Genomic DNA, 13,634 nt, shown 5'->3' with positions numbered 1-13,634 from the left:
CATGAGACAACGGCTCCTCGGCATCGCCTTCGTCGTCGTCCTGACGGCGGCGCTGACCGGCTCTGTGCTGCACTACCGCAAGGCGTTCACCCCGGTCGCGTGGGTGACGCTGCACGCCGACCGCGCCGGCCTCCAACTCACCGAGGGCGCCGACGTCAAGGTGCGCGGCGTGCCGGTCGGCGAGGTGCGCTCGGTGCGCAGCGGCGGCGACGGCGCCGTGCTCCGCCTGGCCCTGGACCCGGAGCGCACCGGCCGGATCCCCGCCGACGTGACCGCGCGCCTGCTGCCGAAGACGCTCTTCGGGGAGCGCTACGTCGAGCTGGTCCCGCCCGCGGGCGGCGGCGCCGGGCCGATCCGGGACGGCGCCGTCATCGACCAGGACCGCAGCAGCACCGCGGTCGAGCTGGAGCGGGTGCTCGACGAGGCGTTGCCGCTGCTCCAGTCGATCCGCCCCGACCAGCTCGCCGCGACGCTCGGCGCGCTCGCCGCCGCGCTCGACGGGCGTGGGGAGCGGCTGGGGGCGAACGTCGAGCGGCTGGGCGCGTACCTGCGGGAACTCAATCCGGCGATGCCCACCATCGCCGAGGACGTGCGGCGGCTCGCCACCGTGCTGGACAGCTACGACGCCGTGCTGCCGGACCTGCTCGCCCTGCTGCGGGACGTCACGGTCACCGCCCGTACGGTCACCGACCAGCGCACCCAGCTCGCCGCGTTCCTCGCCGACACCACCGGCACCGCCGAGACGGCCGAGGGCTTCCTGGACCGGCACGGCGACCAGCTCATCCGGCTCGGCGCGGTGAGCCGGCCGGTGCTGGAGCTGCTCGCCACGTACGCCCCCGAGTACCCGTGCCTGATGACCGGCCTGGTCGCGCTGCAACCGCGGGTCGAGGAGGTCTTCGCCGGCGGGCGGATGCACATCACCCTCGAGGTGACCCGGGACGGCGGCGCCTACGAGCCGGGCCGCGACGAGCCGGTGTACGGCGCGAAGAACGGCCCCCGGTGTCTGGGCCTGCCGCACCCGAAGGTGCCGGCGCCCGAGCACCCGGTCGACGACGGCTACGACTACTCCGGTGAGCGGCCCCGGCCGCTGCTGCCGGTCGGGGTGCCGGCGGCGCCCGCGAAACAGCCGGCGGGAACCGCCGTGCCCACCGGCGACGGCGTCCCCGCCGAGATGGGACAGGCCGCCACCGGCGAGGAGCGCTCCCTGGTCAAGCCGCTCGTCGGCGCGCTCACCGGCGTCCTGCCGGCGGAGGTGCCGGACATCGCGGTCCTGCTCTGGGGGCCGCTGCTGCGCGGTGGGGTGGTGAACGCCCGATGACCGGCAGGAGCACCGCGTCACTGGTCAAGCTGCTCACCTTCGCCGCGGTGACGATGCTGCTCACGGCGCTGCTCGCCCAGACCCTCGGCGCCTTCCCGCCCGGCGGCGACACCTACCGGGCCCGGTTCACCGACGTGACCGGGCTGCTCCCCGGCGACGACGTCCGGGTGGCCGGCGTCCGGGTCGGCAAGGTGAAGGACATCCGGGTCGTCGACGACACCGTCGCCGAGGTCGCGTTCACGGTCACCGACGACCTGCCACTGGCCACCAGCGTCCGAGCCAAGATCCGCTACCGGAACCTGGTGGGCCAGCGCTACCTGGCGCTGACCGAGGGGCCGGGGGACGGCCGTCCGCTGCGACCGGACGGCCTGATCCCGCTCGCGCAGACCACGCCGGCGCTCGACCTCACCACCCTGTTCAACGGGTTCCGGCCCCTGTTCACCGCGCTCAGCCCGCAGGACGTCAACAAGCTCGCGTACGAGATCATCCAGGTGTTCCAGGGCGAGGGCGGCACGGTGACCAGCCTGCTGGAACGCACCGCCTCGCTGACCAACACCCTCGCCGACCGGGACGCCGTCATCGGCCGGGTGGTGACCAACCTCAACGAGGTGCTCGCCACGCTCGCCGGCCGGGACGCCGAACTCGACCGGACGATCAGCGAGCTGCAGCAGTTCGTCTCCGGCCTCGCCGCGGACCGCACCGCCATCGGTGACGCGCTGACCAACCTCGGCGAACTCACCGACGTGACCGCCGGGCTGCTGCACGACGCGCGGCCGTCGCTCGCCGCCGACGTCCGGGCCCTCGGCGACCTCGCCGGCACCCTCGACCGCAACGCCGCCGTCATCGACGGCACCCTCGGCCGGCTGCCCGAGCGGTACGAGTCGCTGACCCGGGTCGCCTCCTACGGCTCCTGGTTCAACTTCTACCTCTGCGACTTCGACGGGCGGGTCGCCGTCGCCGGCCACGCCCCGCTCAACCCGGCGACCCTGAGTGCCCCGGCCGCCCGCTGCGCCACCGGAGGAAGCCAGTGAGACCGTTCCGCGAACGCAACCCGGCCGCCGTCGGCGCGGTCGGGCTGGCCGTGATCGTCGCGACCCTGCTCGGCGCGTTCCAACTCGACCGGCTGGCCGCCCTCACCGGGCGGTCGTACGAGGCGGCCTTCTCCGACGCCAGCGGCCTCGCCACCGGCAACGAGGTCCGGGTCGTCGGCGTCCGGGTCGGCGCGGTGACCGCGGTGGAGCTGGCCCGGGGCCCCCAGCCGTACGTGCGGGTGCGGTTCCGGGTCGACGACGACGGCGTACGGCTCGGCCGGGACACCGGCGCCACGATCCGCATCAAGACGGTTCTCGGCCAGAAGTACCTCGCGCTGGCCCCGGCCGGGCCGGACCGGCTGCCGGAGGGCGCCCGGATCCCGCTGGACCGCACCGCCGCGCCGTTCGACGTCGTGCAGGCGGTCACCGGGTTGGCCGACACGCTCGACCACGTCGACACCGACCAGCTCGCCGACGCGTTCCGCACCCTCAGCGAGACGTTCGCCGACACCCCGGGCAGCGTCAACTCCTCCCTGGTCGGCCTCTCTCGACTGTCGAGGACCGTCGCCGAGCGGGACGCCGAGCTGCGGTCGCTGCTCGACCGGGCCCGTCAGGTCACCGACGTGCTCGCCACCCGGGACGAGGAGTTCCGCAAGCTGGTCGCCGACGGCGAGGCGCTGCTGGCCGAGGTCAGCCGCCGCCGCGACGCGATCCACCGGCTGCTGGTCGGCACCGACGAGCTGGCCACCGAGCTGTCCGGGCTGGTCGCCGACAACCGCGCGCAGCTCGAACCGGCGCTGCACAAGCTGCGCGACGTCGTCGCCGTCCTGCAACGCAACCGCGACGAGCTTGAGCAGACCGTACGGCGGATGGCGCCCTTCGTGACCGCCTTCGCCAACGTGGTCGGCAACGGCCGCTGGTTCGACTCGTACGTGAGCGGACTGCTCCAGCCGTACGTGCCGACGGGAGGACGCTGATGCCCGGTCCGATCCGACGCTGGCGCCGCCCCCTCGCCGCCGCCACCGTGCTGCTGACCGCCCTCGCCGCCGGCCTCGTGCTGTGGCGCCACGACCCGGAGCAGCGGCGGGTGGACGCCTTCTTCACCCGGGCGGTCGGGGTCTATCCCGGCTCCGACGTGCGTGTCCTCGGGGTGCGGGTCGGCGAGGTCGAGGCAGTGACCCCGCAGGGCTCCGTGGTGCGGGTGACCATGCGCTACGACCCGGAGGTGCGCGTCCCCGCCGACGCCCAGGCGCTGATCGTCCCGCCCAGCGTGGTCAGCGACCGGTACGTGCAGCTCACCCCCGCCTTCACCGGCGGCGCGGCGCTGCCCGACGGCGCCGAGATCCCGGTCGGCCGCACCGCCGCGCCCATGGAGATCGACGACATCTACCGGTCGCTCGACGAGATCAACCGGGCCCTCGGGCCGCCGGGCGCCAACGCCGACGGCGCGCTCAGCGACCTGCTCGCCACCGGGCGGGCCAACCTCGACGGCAACGGTGACGACCTGCACACCACCTTGGACGGACTGTCCCGGGCCCTCGGCACGCTCGCCGACGGGCGGCAGGACCTGTTCGGGTCGGTGGCCAACCTGCAACGGTTCACCACCGCCCTCGCCCGCAGCGACCAGCAGGTGCGCGGCTTCTCCCAGCAGCTCGCCGACGTCGCCCAGCAACTCGCCGGTGAACGCGACGAACTGGCCGCCGCGCTGCGCAACCTCGCGGCGGCACTCGCCGAGGTCACCGCGTTCGTGCGGAGCAACCGCGACGAGCTGACCGGCAACGTGGCCGCGCTCGCCGACGTCACCGGCGTGCTCGTGCGGCAGCAGAAGGCCGTCATCGACATCCTCGACGTGGCGCCGCTGACCGTGAACAACCTCGCCCTCGCCTACAACCCCCGCTCCGGCACCCTGGACACCCGGGACAACGTGCTGGGCCCGTACGACCCGGCCGGTTTCGTCTGCTCGCTCATCGTGGACCAGCTTCCCCGCGCCGAGGTGCCGGAGACCTGCACGGCGCTCGCCCAGACCCTGCGGGCCCGCAAGCTGCCCCTGACCGACCAGCTCCGTGCCCTCCTCAAGCTGCCGCCCGGCGCCCCGGCGACCGGCCCGACCCCACCGGCAACTCCTCCGGTCGGCTCCTCCGGTGGGACGGGCCCGGACGGGGCGCCGGGCGGCTCCGACACCACCCGCGACCTGACCCTCGGCGGCATCCTGCGGGGTGTGGCATGAGCGGGCCGCGCACGGCGACCCCGCCGGTCGGCGCCCGGGTGCGGCGCGCGCTGGCCGGCGCGGTCGCCGTGCTGCTGCTCCCCACCGGGTGCGGCCTGCCCGAGCTGGCCGACCTGCCGCTGCCCGGCGGCGCCCCGGCCGGCGACGGCTACACGGTCACCGCCGAGTTCACCGACGTCCTCGACCTGGTCCCGCAGGCCGCCGTCAAGGTCGACGACGTGACCGTGGGCAGCGTGGAGAAGATCTCGTTGGCCGGCTGGACCGCCCGCGTCCGGCTGCGCCTCGACCGGGCGGTGACGCTGCCGGCCAACGCGACCGCCGCCGTACGGCAGAGCAGCCTGCTCGGCGAGAAGTACGTGACGGTGGCCGCGCCGCCGACCGGGGCCGCGAGCGAACGGCTGGGCGACGGCGACGTCATCCCGCTGTCCCGCACCCGGCGCGGCGCCGAGGTCGAGGAGGTGCTGGCCGCGCTCGGCCTGCTGCTCAACGGCGGCGGGCTGGCCCAGGTGCGGACCATCACCACCGAGCTCGGCCAGGCGCTGGACGGGCGGGAGCCGGCCGTCCGCGACGCGCTGCGCCAGCTCGACACGTTCGTCGGCGGGCTGGAGCGGCAGAAGGCCGACCTGGTGCGGGCCATCGACGCCCTGGACCGCCTGACCGACCGGCTCGGCCGGCAACGGGAGATCGTCGGTGAGGCGCTGGACTCCCTCGCGCCGGGCCTGACGGTGCTCGCCGACCAGCGGGCCCAGCTCACCGACGCGCTCACCGCGCTCGGCGAGCTGGGGCGGGTCGGCAGCCGGGTGGTCACCCGCAGCCGGGACGACACCCTCGCGAGCGTACGGGCGCTGCAACCGATTCTGGAGCAGCTGGCCCGGGCCGGGGACGACCTGCCGAAGTCGCTGGACTTCATGTTGTCGTTCCCGTTCCCGCCGAACGTCACGGGCGCGATCGTCGGCGACTTCGTCAACCTCGCCATCACCGCCGACCTGGACGCGGCCGGCATCCTGGCCAACCTCGTCGCCGCCGCGCCACCGCCGGCCCACCCGTCGACCGGCCCCGCCACCCCCGGCCGGACGAAGCCGCCGTCCGCCGGGGGCGGCGGCACGCGACCGCGGCCCGGGGGCGGCACGGGGGACCGCCCGGCGACTCCGCTGCCGCCGCTCGCCGAGTGCCTGCCCGACCTCGACGACTTCCCGGCCATCTGGAAGCCGCCCGTCGAGTGCCTGCTGCCCAAGGGCTGCGAGCTACTCAAGCCCGGCTCGCCGGTGCCCCTGGGCGGGCTGCTCCTGCCCAAGGCCCTGGTGCCGCCGGGCACGGTGTTCCCCGCCGGGACGGAGCTGCTGCCCGGCACGGTCCTCACCGCGCCGTGCATCCTCCCGATCACCGGCGCGGTGGACGGGCTCATCGGCGACCTCGGCGACCTGCTGGGGACGGGGGTGCGGGAATGATCGGACGGACGGCGAAACTCCAGGTCCTCGCGTTCGTGCTGGTGAGCGTGCTCGGCATCGGGTACGTGGGGGTCCGCTACGTCGGGCTCGGCGACCGGCTGCTCGGCGGCGGGTACGTCGTCCACGTCGACCTGACCCGCGCCGGCGGCATCTTCGCCAACGCGCCGGTCACCTACCGGGGCGTGCCGGTGGGTCGGGTCACCGCGGTGGAGTTGCGCGACGACGGGGTCCGCGCGCGGCTGCGCCTCGACCGGGGTGTGCGGGTGCCCGACGCGCTGCGGGCCGTGGTCACCCAACGCTCGGCCGTCGGCGAGCAGTACATGGACCTGCGCCCGGAGCGCGACGGCCCGCCCTACCTGGCCGACGGCGCGGTGATCCCGGCCGACCGGACCGGTGTGCCGCTCGCCCCGGAGACGCTGCTGACCAACCTGGACGCGCTGGTCCGGTCGGTGGACCCGGACGACCTGGCCGTGGTGGTCGACGAGCTGGGTGCCGCGTTCGAGGGCAACGAGCAGGCCCTCGCCCGGATCCTCGACGCCGGTGACGCCCTGCTCACCGACGCCACCGCCCGGCTGCCGGAGACGCTGGCGTTGATCCGCGACGGGCGGACCGTGCTGACCACCCAGGCCGAGTCGGCCGAGGCGTTGCGCCGTTGGTCGGCGGGGCTCGCGGCGCTGGCCGCCACGGTCCGCTCCGCCGACCCGGACCTGCGGCGGCTGCTCGCCGACGGGCCACCGGCCGGCGCCGAGCTGCGGGCGCTGCTGCGCGGCCTGGAGCCGACCGTGGGGACCCTGCTCGGCAACCTGGTGACCGTCAACGGGATCGCCGCCCGCCGGCTGCCGGGGATCGAGCAGCTGCTGGTCACGTACCCGATCGCCGTGGCCGGCGGCTTCACCGTCACCCCCGGCGACGGCACCGCCCACCTCGGTCTGGTGCTCAACGTCAGTGACCCGCCGTCCTGTGTGTACTCGGGCGGGAGCACCCGGTGCGACGACCGGGAGCGGGCCGCCGGCGGCAACGTCCGGGGAGCCGGGAACGCGCCGCGCCCGGGTGGGCGGGAACCGGCGCCCCCGCCGTCCGGGACGGCACCGGCCGCGCCCGGCGGCTACGACCCGGCGACCGGTCTGGTGCTCGGCTCGGACGGCCGGCCGTTGCAGTTCGGCGGCACCGGCGGGCAGTACCGGACGGCCGGGGACCAGTCGTGGAAGCAACTGCTGCTCGCCGGGGTGACTCCGTGACCGGCGCGGGAGAGGAAGGTGACGGTGTGCCGATCCGCAGGGAACGCACGCTCAAGGTGATCCGGGGGGCGAAGGCGGGTGCGCCGGGACGGCCGGTGCGGCGCCGCGTCGTGGCCCGACCGGTGACCGCCCCGGCGACCCGGATCGAGGAGGTCCTCCATCGGCTCGACCAGGAGCCGGTGGAGGACCCGACGGAGGCCGCCGATCTGACCGTGGTCGGTGACCCGGCCGAGGTCGAGGACCTGCCGGAGCCCGACAGGCCGCCGGCGGCGCCCGGGGAGGAGCGCGGCGCGGAGGACCGTGGCCCGCGGTCCGGGGAGGAGGACGGCGTCGCCGACGGTGGCCGGCGCGCCGGGGAGCCGGCCGGTCCGGGTCGGCGGCGGGCCCTGGCGGGCCTGCTCGTGGTGCTGCTCGCCGCCGCTCTGGCCGGCGCGGGCGTGTACGGGCACCGCTGGTACGTCGACCGCGCCACCGAGCAGGCCCGCCAGGCCGCGCTGGCGGCCGGAAAGCAGGCCAGCGTCAACTTCGTGTCGGTGAGTGCGGCCAGCGTGGACCGTGACCTGCAACGGATCACCACCGGCGCGACCGGCGACTTCAAGGAGGAGTTCACCCGGGGGCAGGCGCAGGTCCGGACCGCGGTGGTGGAGAACAAGGTCGACTCGCAGGGCAGCGTGCTGCGCGCCGGGCTGGTCTCCGGCGACCGTCGGCGGGCGGTGGTGCTGGTCGCCGTCGACGCCACCGTCAAGAACGTCAAGGCGCCTGAGGGCCGCCCGTCGCACTACCGGATCCAACTGGACCTGGTGCGCGACGAGGGATCGGGCGACTGGCTCGTGGCGAAGCTCCAGTTCGTCGGCTGACCGGAGGAGGTCCCCGATGCGTGTCCCGACGTTCCGGCGGCGCACCCGCGCCGCCCGCTCCGGCCGCTCCCGTTGGCGGGTTCCGCTGCTGCCCGCGCTCACCGTCGTGACGGCGCTCGCGGCCGTGGTCGCCGCCGTCGGCTGGTACGGCGACCACGCCGCCGGCCGGCGTGACGCCGCCGTGCGGCAGGCCCTCGCGACCGCGCCCGCCGCCGCGAAGGCGATCTTCTCGTACGACTACCGCACGTTCGACGACAGCGTCGCCAACGGCCGGACCTTCGCCACCGGCGCCTTCGCCGACGAGTACGCGAAGACGACCGCGACGCTGAAGGAGACGGCCGCTAAGCAGCAGGCCGTCGTGCTGGCCGAGGTGTCCGCGACCGGCGTGGTCAGCGCCGAGGCGGACCGGGTGGAGTTGCTGGTCTACCTCAACCAGTACCGGCGCAACGTCAGCACGGCGGGGGAGAAGGTGGACCAGAACCGGGTGGTGCTCACGCTGGTGCCGGTCGACGGCGAGTGGAAGGTGTCCCAGGCCACCGCGATCTGAGCACCCGCCACCCGGCCCGTCGCGGTCAGCCGGGCGACGGTCCGTCGTAGCGCCCCGCCGAGTCGGTGAGCTGCCAGAACTCGGCGGGCAGCTGGGTGATGATGTCGTCGTACGCGCCCGGCGGCAGCGCCTCGCGCAAGGTGTCGAACACCGCCCGTACGCCGTCCCGGGTCTGCGCGCCGTCCAGCTCCGCCCGGCCACCGACCTGGTTGAGGAACGACGTGAAGCTGAACCGCCCGGTCTCGCCGGGCGGCCCGTACGCGTACCCGCTCAGCTCCTCGGGGAGCTGCGCGGCGAGGTCCTTCGCCTCCCCGCTCTCGATCCGCTCGGCCAGCGTGGTGAGCGTGGCGCGCGTGATCGCGGTCGCCCGTTCCGGCGAGATGCGCAGGCGCTGCGCCACCGAGTCGATGAACTCGCTGTTGTCCACCTTCGCGGCCCCTCTCTGCGACGGCTAGCGGCGCCGTCTACCCGTCTGCCGTGGCGGCAAACGGCGCGCGCCGACGCCGCGACCGGGATCCGGACAGGCGGAGCCGTACGACCCCGGCGGTCAGGCCGCCGCCGACGGGGCCGCGCGACGGACGGCGAGCACCGCCACGTCGTCGGTGGCGGCCGCGTCGGTGAGCATCGCCGCCATCGCGGTGGTGCACGTCGTGTCGGCCGGTGCACTGGTCAAGGCCGAGCGGAGGAGCTCGACCCCCTCGTCCAGTGGGCGGGTCCGCCGTTCGATGAGCCCGTCGGTGTAGAGGAAGAGGCAGCTCTCCGGGTCGAGGGTGGTGCGCGTGATGCGCCGGGCGGCGTTGCGGTAGGCGCCGAGGGGCAGATCCGGGGGGACCGTCAGGAGTCGGCCCGGCTCACCCGGTGTCGTCACGATCGGTGACAGGTGCCCGGCGCTGGACATCGAGAGACCGTGGTGGTCCGGGTCCAGGACGGCGTAGAGGACGGTGGCCATCACGTCCGGCTCGAAGAGCTGCATCTTGCGGTCGAGGCGGGTGAGCACCTCGGCCGGGTCGTCGGTCTCCAGCGCGTACGCCCGCAGCGCGCTGCGGATCCGTCCCATCACGACGGCCGCCTGGAGCCCGTTTCCGGCCACGTCGCCGATGGCGACGCCGATGTGCCCCGACGGCAGGGCGAACAGGTCGTACCAGTCGCCACCGACGCCGACGGCGGTGCCCGGGACGTAGCGGGCGGCCACGTCCAGCCCGGCCACCGCCCGGGGCCGGGCGGGCAGCAGGCTGCGTTGCAGGGCGACCGCGGCGGCGCGGTCCAGCCGGGAGAGCCGGGCGCGGGTCGCCAGGCTGGCCCGGTCCGCGACCAGTTGCAGCAGCTCGACGTCGTCGGGGGTGAACCGGCGCGGGTTGAGCGTGCCGACGTGCAGCACCCCGATGACCTGGGAGCCGCTGAGCATCGGCACGCCGAGGACGGAGGCCACGCCGCGGGAGAGCAGGATCGGGTTGATGACCTTGGTGTGGTCCACCTTCTCGATGATGATCGGCTCGGCCCGGGCCGCGACCGACCCGGCGAAGCCCTTGCCGACCGGCAGTCGGACCCCCTGCTGCACCTCCTCTTCGAGGCCGCTCGCGGCGGTGGCGACGAGTTCCGTGCCGGTCTGGTCGAGGAGCAGGACGACGGCCGTGTCGGCCCGCAGCAGGTCGCGGGTGCGCTCCAGCAGCTCGGCGAGCAGGTCCTCCAGGCCGAGCTGGGAGAGGGCGGCATCGGTCACGCTCTGGAGCCGGCGCAGCTTCTCCGCGCTGCCGGTCCGGGACACCTCGCCGTTCATCACCATCGCATCCTCGACCGGCGGGACGGGCCGACGCCGACGTTGTGGGACGGCTCCCACGTCCGCCGCACCGAGCTACCCGCCGGCCGTGCGGGACAGGTGCTCCCACACCCCGGTCATCCGCAGGAGTTGACGGACCATACCTCGCGCCTCCGTCACCCGGTAGGTCCGACCGCGGTCGTCGGCGATCCGTCGGCCCTTGAGCAGCACGTTGATGCCGGCGGAGTCCAGGAACGTCACCTCGCCCAGATCGACAATGATCTCGGTGGCGTCGCTCTCGACGGCGGCGGTGATCTCGTCCGCCAGGTCCTGGGCGTTGGAGAGGTCGACCTCGCCGCCGACGGCGACCGTGACGGCCCCGTCGGCGCGGCGACTGGACAGCGTCAGCGGCACGACGACCTCCTCCTCGCGGCTCCCGAGCGGGACGGACCTGCTGACTCTATAGTGAGGCACCGGCAGTCGCGTGGTCTGCGGCGTGACCTGCCGGCGACGGTTAGGCTCCGGCGGTGAGGACGTTGTGGATGTGACATCAGCCGACCAACCGGAGACACGCCGGGCGTCGGCGACCGTGCGCGGTGTCACGGCTCCCGCCGTCGCGGAGATCCGGCACCGGGTGACCGACGCGGCGCTCGGCGCCGGCCTCACCGCGCAGGACGCGGAGCAGTTCACCATCGCGGTGAACGAAGCCGTGATCAACGCGATCCAGCACGGCGGCGGCAGCGCCGAAGTCACCGTGGTCGCCGGCCCCGGCCGGGTCACGGTCGCGGTCCGCGACGAGGGCGGCGGGATCCCCGCTCACATCACACCGCACCTGCCGACCCCGCAGACGCTCGGCGGCCGAGGGCTCTGGCTCGTCCAGCAGCTCTGCGACGACGTCACCATCGACACCTCCACCACCGGGACCGTCGTCACCCTGAGCGCCACCGCCGGGCCGGACGTCACATCAGGAACCTGACGAGGTCGTCGTCCGCCGGGCCCGCCGCCGGTCGCCGGCGTCGAGCTCGCGCCGGTCCTCGACGGCTCGCCGCCCGGTTCTTCCGGGCCGTCCTCCCGCGCGAGAGCGCGGTTCGTGCCCGATCTCCAGGTGGATCCAGCTCTCGGCGCCGTGGCGCTCCGCACCGGCGGAGGACCGGGGCCATCCGGCAAGGACAGGTCGTCGGTGACGACCTCGACCGGCGTACGCGGGCCGCGCGGGACCCTGATACCGGGCCCGGGCGGCGGAGATCGCCCGGGCACCGGGTCAGCGGATCGCGGCGTCCAGGCGGTCCAGGGCGGTGAAGGTCACCAGCCCGAGGAGGAGCTGACTGGTCAGCTCCGGGTCCTGGCGTGCGGCCAGCCCGACCGCGACCGCCACGCCGGCCAGGGCCAGCTTGCGGACCGGGATGGTGCGGGCCGGCGTCGGACGGGGCGGTGCGGGTGGGGTGGTGGACGACCACAGAACGTGCACGACGACGCTCCTCTCCGGGTGACGGTGGGAACGGGGGACGTTCCCGCGTCGTCGAGCCTAGGTCCGGGGCGTGTGCGGTCCGGGCCGCAGAAGGGTGCGGGTCCCGCGGCGCGGTGCCGGCGCCGCGGGACCCCGTATCAGCGGGTCGTCAGTGCGCCGCGCCCGCGACCTGCGCGGCCGCCTCCTCCTGCGCCCGCCGCTCGTCGCCGCTCATCGTGTGCAGCGGCTTCTCGCGGATGAACAGGACCACGACCATCGCGAGCAGCGCCACGGGGGCGCCGATCAGGAACAGCTCGGCGGTGGCGCTGCCGTAGACGTCCTGGACGATGCGCAGCACCGGCTCGGGCAGGACGGACAGGTCCGGAACCGCGGCCGACGAGCCGCCGCCGGCCGCGGCCGGGCCGAGCTTCTCGGTCATCAGGTGGGTGACCCGGTTGGCCAGGACGGCGCCGAGGGCGCTCACCCCGATCGCGCCGCCCATGCTCCGGAAGAACGTCAGGACCGAGGTCGCCGCCCCCAACTCGTGGGCGGGTACGTCGTTCTGCGCCGCCAGCACCAGGTTCTGCATGAGCATGCCGACCCCGATGCCCAGCACGGCCATGTAGACCGACAGCAGGACCACGCTGGTGCCGGCGTCGATGGTGCCCAGCAGCACCATGCCGACGGTCATGATGGCGCCGCCGGCGACCAGGAACATCTTCCAGCGGCCGTACTTCGTGATGAGCTGGCCGGCCACGGTCGACGACACGAGCAGGCCGAAGATCATCGGCAGGCTCATGAGGCCCGCCACGGTCGGCGACTTGCCGAGCGAGATCTGGAAGTACTGGGACAGGAAGACGGTGCCGCCGAACATGGCCACACCGACCAGCACGCTCGCGACGGTGGCCAGCGAGACCGTCCGGTTGCGGAAGATGTCCAGCGGGATGATCGGCTCGGCGGCCCGCGACTCGACGAAGACCGCGACCGCCAACAGCGCGACACCGCCGGCGACCATCAACGCCGTCCACCCGGACGCCCAGGCGAACTTGCTGCCGGCGAGCGAGGAGCAGACCAGCAGCACCGAGACGCCGGTGGTGATCAGCGCGGCGCCGAGCCAGTCGATGCGGACCTGCCGGCGTACGACGGGCAGGTGCAGGGTCCGCTGGAGCAGGATGATCGACAGGATCGAGAACGGGACGCCGATCAGGAAGCACCAGCGCCAGCCGAGCCAGGAGGTGTCGACCAGCACGCCGCCGATCAGCGGCCCGGCGATGGTGCCGACGCCGAAGACGGCGCCGAAGATGCCGGCGTACCGTCCGAGTTCGCGTGGCGGGATCATGGCGGCCATGACGATGGTGGCCAGGGCGGTCATGCCGCCCGCCCCGACGCCCTGCACGATCCGGCTGAGCAGCAGGACCTCGACGTTGGGGGTGAGGCCGGCGATGAGCGACCCGAGGACGAACAGGCCCAGGGACGACTGGATGAGCAGTTTCTTGCTGTAGAGGTCGGCCATCTTGCCCCACAGCGGCACGGTCGCCGTCATGGCCAGCAGTTCGGTCGTGACGATCCAGGTGTAGACCGTCTGGCTCCCGTGGAGGTCGGCGATGATGCGCGGCAGCGCGTTCGCCACGACCGTGGACGCGAGGATTGACACGAACATGCCGACCATGAGGCCGGAGAGGGCCTGAAGGACCTCCCGGGGGGACATGCGGGCCGCGCCACCCTCGGTGGCGTCGGCGGGCACGGTTGGTGCGGACATCGGCTT

General features: G+C 74.3%; 14 protein-coding genes. 9 read left to right on the top strand and 5 right to left on the bottom strand.

What is annotated here, in order from left to right:
* The first annotated feature begins 1 nt into the window (after position 1).
* Genes GA0070620_RS11900 through GA0070620_RS11865 form a run of 8 tightly spaced genes read left to right on the top strand, consistent with a single transcriptional unit; the run spans position 2 to position 8,666 of the window.
* On the top strand, positions 2-1,318 hold the full coding sequence (locus GA0070620_RS11900) for an MCE family protein (RefSeq protein WP_091590061.1): 1,317 nt from the start codon (positions 2-4) through the stop codon (positions 1,316-1,318).
* Complete coding sequence (locus GA0070620_RS11895; RefSeq protein ID WP_091590059.1) at positions 1,315-2,349, top strand: MCE family protein; 1,035 nt, start codon at positions 1,315-1,317, stop codon at positions 2,347-2,349. The genes GA0070620_RS11900 and GA0070620_RS11895 overlap by 4 nt, the downstream gene beginning before the upstream one ends.
* On the top strand, positions 2,346-3,326 hold the full coding sequence (locus tag GA0070620_RS11890; protein WP_091590056.1) for an MCE family protein: 981 nt from the start codon (positions 2,346-2,348) through the stop codon (positions 3,324-3,326). Before GA0070620_RS11895 ends, GA0070620_RS11890 begins: the two co-directional genes overlap by 4 nt.
* Positions 3,326-4,576 (top strand): MCE family protein, encoded by a 1,251-nt coding sequence (locus GA0070620_RS11885; RefSeq protein WP_091590053.1) that lies wholly within the window; start codon positions 3,326-3,328, stop codon positions 4,574-4,576. Before GA0070620_RS11890 ends, GA0070620_RS11885 begins: the two co-directional genes overlap by 1 nt.
* Positions 4,573-6,024 carry an MCE family protein gene (locus tag GA0070620_RS11880; protein ID WP_091590050.1) on the top strand — a complete coding sequence of 484 codons (1,452 nt, stop codon included), beginning with the start codon at positions 4,573-4,575 and terminating at the stop codon, positions 6,022-6,024. The genes GA0070620_RS11885 and GA0070620_RS11880 overlap by 4 nt, the downstream gene beginning before the upstream one ends.
* Positions 6,021-7,262, top strand: coding sequence for an MCE family protein (locus GA0070620_RS11875; protein WP_091590048.1), 1,242 nt, complete (start codon positions 6,021-6,023; stop codon positions 7,260-7,262). Before GA0070620_RS11880 ends, GA0070620_RS11875 begins: the two co-directional genes overlap by 4 nt.
* Positions 7,263-7,288: 26 nt before the next feature.
* Positions 7,289-8,119, top strand: coding sequence for a hypothetical protein (locus GA0070620_RS11870; RefSeq protein WP_091590045.1), 831 nt, complete (start codon positions 7,289-7,291; stop codon positions 8,117-8,119).
* Between the two features lie 16 nt (positions 8,120-8,135).
* A complete protein-coding gene (locus tag GA0070620_RS11865) occupies positions 8,136-8,666 on the top strand; it encodes a hypothetical protein (RefSeq protein ID WP_091590042.1) in 531 nt (176 codons plus the stop codon).
* 25 nt (positions 8,667-8,691) lie between these two features.
* Here GA0070620_RS11865 and GA0070620_RS11860 read toward each other — a convergent pair whose 3' ends face one another.
* The 3 genes from GA0070620_RS11860 to GA0070620_RS32645 form a co-directional block, all read right to left on the bottom strand.
* A complete protein-coding gene (locus GA0070620_RS11860; protein WP_091590039.1) occupies positions 8,692-9,093 on the bottom strand; it encodes a DUF2267 domain-containing protein in 402 nt (133 codons plus the stop codon).
* Positions 9,094-9,213: 120 nt separating this feature from the next.
* Positions 9,214-10,443, bottom strand: a complete 1,230-nt coding sequence (locus GA0070620_RS11855; protein WP_231922336.1) for a PP2C family protein-serine/threonine phosphatase — start codon at positions 10,441-10,443, stop codon at positions 9,214-9,216.
* 75 nt (positions 10,444-10,518) lie between these two features.
* Positions 10,519-10,836, bottom strand: a complete 318-nt coding sequence (locus tag GA0070620_RS32645) for an STAS domain-containing protein (RefSeq protein WP_157741597.1) — start codon at positions 10,834-10,836, stop codon at positions 10,519-10,521.
* 175 nt (positions 10,837-11,011) lie between these two features.
* Between GA0070620_RS32645 and GA0070620_RS11845 the strand changes: the two genes are divergently transcribed.
* Complete coding sequence (locus tag GA0070620_RS11845; RefSeq protein WP_157741596.1) at positions 11,012-11,398, top strand: ATP-binding protein; 387 nt, start codon at positions 11,012-11,014, stop codon at positions 11,396-11,398.
* 285 nt (positions 11,399-11,683) lie between these two features.
* Here the strand turns inward: GA0070620_RS11845 and GA0070620_RS11840 are convergent, their stop codons facing one another.
* The gene (locus GA0070620_RS11840; protein ID WP_091590032.1) at positions 11,684-11,890 is read right to left on the bottom strand and encodes a hypothetical protein; all 207 of its coding nucleotides are present in this window, start codon (positions 11,888-11,890) and stop codon (positions 11,684-11,686) included.
* 148 nt (positions 11,891-12,038) lie between these two features.
* Complete coding sequence (locus tag GA0070620_RS11835; protein ID WP_091590030.1) at positions 12,039-13,628, bottom strand: MDR family MFS transporter; 1,590 nt, start codon at positions 13,626-13,628, stop codon at positions 12,039-12,041.
* Positions 13,629-13,634 lie beyond the last annotated feature (6 nt).

This window comes from Micromonospora krabiensis, from assembly GCF_900091425.1.
GTDB lineage: Bacteria > Actinomycetota > Actinomycetes > Mycobacteriales > Micromonosporaceae > Micromonospora > Micromonospora krabiensis.
Note: the sequence above shows the minus strand (reverse complement) of the source record. Positions and strands in the feature narration are given on the sequence as shown.

Excerpts from the sequence above, each read along its gene's own strand:
- GA0070620_RS11880 (WP_091590050.1), top strand. The coding sequence starts at position 4,573 with ATGAGCGGGCCGCGCACGGCGACCCCGCCGGTCGGCGCCCGGGTGCGG.
- GA0070620_RS11855 (WP_231922336.1), bottom strand. The coding sequence starts at position 10,443 with ATGAACGGCGAGGTGTCCCGGACCGGCAGCGCGGAGAAGCTGCGCCGG.
- GA0070620_RS11835 (WP_091590030.1), bottom strand. The coding sequence starts at position 13,628 with ATGTCCGCACCAACCGTGCCCGCCGACGCCACCGAGGGTGGCGCGGCC.
- GA0070620_RS11875 (WP_091590048.1), top strand. The coding sequence starts at position 6,021 with ATGATCGGACGGACGGCGAAACTCCAGGTCCTCGCGTTCGTGCTGGTG.
- GA0070620_RS11895 (WP_091590059.1), top strand. The coding sequence starts at position 1,315 with ATGACCGGCAGGAGCACCGCGTCACTGGTCAAGCTGCTCACCTTCGCC.
- GA0070620_RS11865 (WP_091590042.1), top strand. The coding sequence starts at position 8,136 with ATGCGTGTCCCGACGTTCCGGCGGCGCACCCGCGCCGCCCGCTCCGGC.
- GA0070620_RS11900 (WP_091590061.1), top strand. The coding sequence starts at position 2 with ATGAGACAACGGCTCCTCGGCATCGCCTTCGTCGTCGTCCTGACGGCG.
- GA0070620_RS11885 (WP_091590053.1), top strand. The coding sequence starts at position 3,326 with ATGCCCGGTCCGATCCGACGCTGGCGCCGCCCCCTCGCCGCCGCCACC.